We start from the raw sequence: 1,384 nt of genomic DNA, 5'->3' as shown, positions 1-1,384 counted from the left end.
CCGCACGGCGTTGGCCGCCTGGGCCGGCACCGGGCCGGCGGCGGTGACGATCGCGCTGGACAATGACCGGACGATCCGGCGGCTGAATGCCCGGCATCGCGACCGGAACAAGCCGACCAATGTCCTGACGTTCGAATATCCGGGAGACTATCCCGGCGAACATGCGGGCGGGCCGACGGGCGGCGACATCATGATCGCGCTGGAGACGGTGCGGCGCGAGGCGCAGGCCGCCGGCCGGCCGATCCGCCACCATCTGGCGCATCTGGTGGTCCATGGCATCCTGCATCTGCGGGGGCATGACCATCACCAGGCCGGCGAGGCCAGGCGGATGGAAATGGCGGAATCCAGGATCCTGGGCCGGCTGTCCGTGCCCAACCCGTGGAAATACCGCGCAGGCATCGCGGGGGGTGGACAGTGAACCACGCTTCGCCCGACCCTGCCGCACCCGAAGGCGGGCCGGGCCGGGCCGATGAGGCCCATCCGCAGCGTCAGCGCGGAAAGGGGCTGCTGTCGCTGTTCGGCCGGCGGCGCGTCGAGCAGGGACTGCGCCATTCGATCGCCGCCCTGGTGCAGGAAGCCGACGACGCGGAAGGCGACGGCGGGGATGGCGGTTCGGAACTGGACCGGCAGGAACGCGCGCTGATCGCCAACGTGCTGCGGCTGCGCGGCATTACCGCCGACGACGTGATGGTGCCGCGCGCCGATATCGTGGCGATGCCGGTGACGCTGAGCCTGGACGAGGCGCTGGCGCTGATGCGCCGCGAGAACCATTCACGCATGCCGGTCTATCGCGAGCAACTGGACGACATCGTGGGCATGATCCATGTGAAGGATCTGATCGCCTATGCCGGCACCAGCGAGGCGTTCAGCGTGGAGGCGCTGCTGCGCCAGCCGCTGATGGTCGCGCCGCAGATCCCGGTGCTTGACCTGCTGCTGCAGATGCGGCAGCGCCGGGTCCACCTGGCGCTGGTAATCGACGAATATGGCGGCGTCGACGGGCTGGTGACCATCGAGGACCTGGTGGAGACGATCGTCGGCGACATTTCCGACGAACATGACGAGCCGACCGCCGTGCTGATCCAGGAACGGCCGGACGGGACATTCGACGTGGATGCGCGGCTGCCGGTGGGAGAGTTCGAGGCCAGGATGGGGTCGATCCTGACGGAGGCCGAACGCGAGGCGGAAATCGAGACCGTGGGCGGGCTGGTGTTCTATCTGGCCGGGCATGTCCCGACGCGGGGCGAGGTGCTGACCCACGAGAGCGGGCTGGTATTCCGGGTGCTGGATGCGGATTCGCTGCATATCCGCAAGGTCCGGGTCCGTCCCCCGCCGCCGGCCGCGCCCCCCGCGCCCGCCCTCTGACGAACCGACCCGTCGCGGCCGG

Annotated in this window: 2 protein-coding genes; both read left to right on the top strand. The window is 69.7% G+C overall.

All coding sequences use genetic code 11. The features are described from left to right. Positions 1 to 418: rRNA maturation RNase YbeY (gene ybeY, locus HUK84_RS18395; RefSeq protein WP_176641524.1), on the top strand; the 418-nt coding region annotated here is incomplete at its 5' end. Positions 419 to 504: 86 nt separating this feature from the next. Continuing rightward, entirely contained in the window at positions 505 to 1,362 is an 858-nt protein-coding gene (locus HUK84_RS18390; RefSeq protein WP_176641525.1) for a hemolysin family protein, read from the top strand. The last annotated feature ends 22 nt before the right edge of the window (positions 1,363 to 1,384 follow it).

Origin of the sequence: Nguyenibacter vanlangensis (assembly GCF_013376155.1) — a bacterium.
Lineage (GTDB): Bacteria > Pseudomonadota > Alphaproteobacteria > Acetobacterales > Acetobacteraceae > Gluconacetobacter > Gluconacetobacter vanlangensis.
Note: the sequence above shows the minus strand (reverse complement) of the source record. Positions and strands in the feature narration are given on the sequence as shown.